This is a genomic window from Streptomyces sp. WM6386, assembly GCF_000972385.1.
Taxonomy (GTDB): Bacteria; Actinomycetota; Actinomycetes; order Streptomycetales; family Streptomycetaceae; genus Streptomyces.
The window spans coordinates 54,031-59,000 of the sequence record NZ_JXTE01000063.1; the positions used below are offsets into that span (position 1 = coordinate 54,031).

General features: G+C 57.5%; 2 rRNA genes. Both read left to right on the top strand.

Annotation, left to right across the window (positions count from 1 at the left end):
* Positions 1-8 precede the first annotated feature (8 nt).
* Positions 9-1,534 (top strand): 16S ribosomal RNA (locus TN53_RS31275).
* Between the two features lie 313 nt (positions 1,535-1,847).
* Positions 1,848-4,948 (top strand): 23S ribosomal RNA (locus TN53_RS31280).
* Together the 16S and 23S rRNA genes form the textbook arrangement of a ribosomal RNA operon.
* Positions 4,949-4,970 lie beyond the last annotated feature (22 nt).

Genomic DNA, 4,970 nt, shown 5'->3' on the forward strand with positions numbered 1-4,970 from the left:
GGTAAACATTCACGGAGAGTTTGATCCTGGCTCAGGACGAACGCTGGCGGCGTGCTTAACACATGCAAGTCGAACGATGAACCACTTCGGTGGGGATTAGTGGCGAACGGGTGAGTAACACGTGGGCAATCTGCCCTTCACTCTGGGACAAGCCCTGGAAACGGGGTCTAATACCGGATACCACTACCGCAGGCATCTGTGGTGGTTGAAAGCTCCGGCGGTGAAGGATGAGCCCGCGGCCTATCAGCTTGTTGGTGAGGTAATGGCTCACCAAGGCGACGACGGGTAGCCGGCCTGAGAGGGCGACCGGCCACACTGGGACTGAGACACGGCCCAGACTCCTACGGGAGGCAGCAGTGGGGAATATTGCACAATGGGCGAAAGCCTGATGCAGCGACGCCGCGTGAGGGATGACGGCCTTCGGGTTGTAAACCTCTTTCAGCAGGGAAGAAGCGAAAGTGACGGTACCTGCAGAAGAAGCGCCGGCTAACTACGTGCCAGCAGCCGCGGTAATACGTAGGGCGCAAGCGTTGTCCGGAATTATTGGGCGTAAAGAGCTCGTAGGCGGCTTGTCACGTCGGGTGTGAAAGCCCGGGGCTTAACCCCGGGTCTGCATTCGATACGGGCTAGCTAGAGTGTGGTAGGGGAGATCGGAATTCCTGGTGTAGCGGTGAAATGCGCAGATATCAGGAGGAACACCGGTGGCGAAGGCGGATCTCTGGGCCATTACTGACGCTGAGGAGCGAAAGCGTGGGGAGCGAACAGGATTAGATACCCTGGTAGTCCACGCCGTAAACGGTGGGAACTAGGTGTTGGCGACATTCCACGTCGTCGGTGCCGCAGCTAACGCATTAAGTTCCCCGCCTGGGGAGTACGGCCGCAAGGCTAAAACTCAAAGGAATTGACGGGGGCCCGCACAAGCAGCGGAGCATGTGGCTTAATTCGACGCAACGCGAAGAACCTTACCAAGGCTTGACATACGCCGGAAAGCATCAGAGATGGTGCCCCCCTTGTGGTCGGTGTACAGGTGGTGCATGGCTGTCGTCAGCTCGTGTCGTGAGATGTTGGGTTAAGTCCCGCAACGAGCGCAACCCTTGTCCTGTGTTGCCAGCATGCCCTTCGGGGTGATGGGGACTCACAGGAGACCGCCGGGGTCAACTCGGAGGAAGGTGGGGACGACGTCAAGTCATCATGCCCCTTATGTCTTGGGCTGCACACGTGCTACAATGGCAGGTACAATGAGCTGCGAAACCGTGAGGTGGAGCGAATCTCAAAAAGCCTGTCTCAGTTCGGATTGGGGTCTGCAACTCGACCCCATGAAGTCGGAGTTGCTAGTAATCGCAGATCAGCATTGCTGCGGTGAATACGTTCCCGGGCCTTGTACACACCGCCCGTCACGTCACGAAAGTCGGTAACACCCGAAGCCGGTGGCCCAACCCCTTGTGGGAGGGAGCTGTCGAAGGTGGGACTGGCGATTGGGACGAAGTCGTAACAAGGTAGCCGTACCGGAAGGTGCGGCTGGATCACCTCCTTTCTAAGGAGCATCTAGGCCGCCAGGCTTGCCTGGTGGTCCAGGGCCATTACGCAGGCAAACGTTCTGCGGTGGTTGCTCAAGGGTGGAACGTTGATTATTCGGCACTCTCAGTCATCTCGGACTGCCAGTACTGCTCTTCGGAGCGTGGAAAGCTGATCACGAGTGGCGAGGGTGCCGGGCACGCTGTTGGGTGTCTGAGGGTATGGCCGATTGGCTGCCTTCAGTGCCGGCCCCAGTGAACTCGGAGTGAAGCTCCGGGGTGATGGGTGGCTGGTCGTTGTTTGAGAACTGCACAGTGGACGCGAGCATCTGTGGCCAAGTTTTTAAGGGCGCACGGTGGATGCCTTGGCACCAGGAACCGATGAAGGACGTGGGAGGCCACGATAGTCCCCGGGGAGCCGTCAACCAGGCTTTGATCCGGGGGTTTCCGAATGGGGAAACCCGGCAGTCGTCATGGGCTGTCACCCATACCTGAACACATAGGGTATGTGGAGGGAACGCGGGGAAGTGAAACATCTCAGTACCCGCAGGAAGAGAAAACAACCGTGATTCCGGGAGTAGTGGCGAGCGAAACCGGATGAGGCCAAACCGTATGCGTGTGAGACCCGGCAGGGGTTGCGCATGCGGGGTTGTGGGATCTCTCTTTCACAGTCTGCCGGCTGTGAGACGAGTCAGAAACCGTACAGATAGGCGAAGGACATGCGAAAGGTCCGGCGTAGAGGGTAAGACCCCCGTAGCTGAAATCTGTACGGCTCGTTTGAGAGACACCCAAGTAGCACGGGGCCCGAGAAATCCCGTGTGAATCTGGCGGGACCACCCGCTAAGCCTAAATATTCCCTGGTGACCGATAGCGGATAGTACCGTGAGGGAATGGTGAAAAGTACCGCGGGAGCGGAGTGAAATAGTACCTGAAACCGTGTGCCTACAAGCCGTGGGAGCGTCGCTGTATGTGCTTGCACATACAGTCGTGACTGCGTGCCTTTTGAAGAATGAGCCTGCGAGTTTGCGGTGTGTTGCGAGGTTAACCCGTGTGGGGAAGCCGTAGCGAAAGCGAGTCCGAATAGGGCGGTATAGTAGCGCGCTCAAGACCCGAAGCGGAGTGATCTAGCCATGGGCAGGTTGAAGCGGAGGTAAGACTTCGTGGAGGACCGAACCCACCAGGGTTGAAAACCTGGGGGATGACCTGTGGTTAGGGGTGAAAGGCCAATCAAACTCCGTGATAGCTGGTTCTCCCCGAAATGCATTTAGGTGCAGCGTCGTGTGTTTCTTGCCGGAGGTAGAGCACTGGATAGGCGATGGGCCCTACCGGGTTACTGACCTTAGCCAAACTCCGAATGCCGGTAAGTGAGAGCACGGCAGTGAGACTGTGGGGGATAAGCTCCATGGTCGAGAGGGAAACAGCCCAGAGCATCGACTAAGGCCCCTAAGCGTACGCTAAGTGGGAAAGGATGTGGAGTCGCAGAGACAACCAGGAGGTTGGCTTAGAAGCAGCCACCCTTGAAAGAGTGCGTAATAGCTCACTGGTCTAGTGATTCCGCGCCGACAATGTAGCGGGGCTCAAGCGTACCGCCGAAGTCGTGTCATTNNNNGATGGGTAGGGGAGCGTCGTGTGCCGGGTGAAGCCGCAGCGGAAGCTAGTGGTGGACGGTTCACGAGTGAGAATGCAGGCATGAGTAGCGATACACACGTGAGAAACGTGTGCGCCGATTGACTAAGGGTTCCTGGGTCAAGCTGATCTGCCCAGGGTAAGTCGGGACCTAAGGCGAGGCCGACAGGCGTAGTCGATGGATAACCGGTTGATATTCCGGTACCCGCTGTGAAGCGTCAAACATCGAACCTTCTGATGCTAAGGCCGTGAAGCCGTTCCGGACCCTTCGGGGAAAGGAAAGTGGTGGAGCCGCCGGACCAAGGTGGTAGTAGGTGAGTGATGGGGTGACGCAGGAAGGTAGTCCAGCCCGGGCGGTGGTTGTCCCGGGGTAAGGGTGTAGGCCGAGTGGTAGGCAAATCCGCCACTCATTGAGGCTGAGACCTGATGCCGAGCCGATTGTGGTGAAGTGGATGATCCTATGCTGTCGAGAAAAGCCTCTAGCGAGTTTCATGGCGGCCCGTACCCTAAACCGACTCAGGTGGTCAGGTAGAGAATACCGAGGCGTTCGGGTGAACTATGGTTAAGGAACTCGGCAAAATGCCCCCGTAACTTCGGGAGAAGGGGGGCCATCACTGGTGATCCGATTTACTCGGTGAGCTGGGGGTGGCCGCAGAGACCAGCGAGAAGCGACTGTTTACTAAAAACACAGGTCCGTGCGAAGCCGTAAGGCGATGTATACGGACTGACGCCTGCCCGGTGCTGGAACGTTAAGGGGACCGGTTAGTCCGACTTCGGTCGGGCGAAGCTGAGAACTTAAGCGCCAGTAAACGGCGGTGGTAACTATAACCATCCTAAGGTAGCGAAATTCCTTGTCGGGTAAGTTCCGACCTGCACGAATGGCGTAACGACTTCTCGACTGTCTCAACCATAGGCCCGGTGAAATTGCACTACGAGTAAAGATGCTCGTTTCGCGCAGCAGGACGGAAAGACCCCGGGACCTTTACTACAGTTTGATATTGGTGTTCGGTTCGGCTTGTGTAGGATAGCTGGGAGACTGTGAACTCTGGACGCCAGTTCAGGGGGAGTCGTCGTTGAAATACCAGTCTGGTCGTGCTGGATGTCTAACCTGGGTCCGTGATCCGGATCAGGGACAGTGTCTGATGGGTAGTTTAACTGGGGCGGTTGCCTCCTAAAGAGTAACGGAGGCGCCCAAAGGTTCCCTCAGCCTGGTTGGCAATCAGGTGTTGAGTGTAAGTGCACAAGGGAGCTTGACTGTGAGACCGACGGGTCGAGCAGGGACGAAAGTCGGGACTAGTGATCCGGCGGTGGCTTGTGGAAGCGCCGTCGCTCAACGGATAAAAGGTACCCCGGGGATAACAGGCTGATCTTCCCCAAGAGTCCATATCGACGGGATGGTTTGGCACCTCGATGTCGGCTCGTCGCATCCTGGGGCTGGAGTCGGTCCCAAGGGTTGGGCTGTTCGCCCATTAAAGCGGTACGCGAGCTGGGTTTAGAACGTCGTGAGACAGTTCGGTCCCTATCCGCTGCGCGCGCAGGAATATTGAGAAGGGCTGTCCCTAGTACGAGAGGACCGGGACGGACGAACCTCTGGTGTGCCAGTTGTTCTGCCAAGGGCATGGCTGGTTGGCTACGTTCGGGAGGGATAACCGCTGAAAGCATCTAAGCGGGAAGCCTGCTTCGAGATGAGTATTCCCACCCCCTTGAGGGGTTAAGGCTCCCAGTAGACGACTGGGTTGATAGGCCGGATCTGGAAGCACGGTAACGTGCGGAGGTGACCGGTACTAATAGGCCGAGGGCTTGTCCTCAGTTGCTCGCGTCCACTGTGTT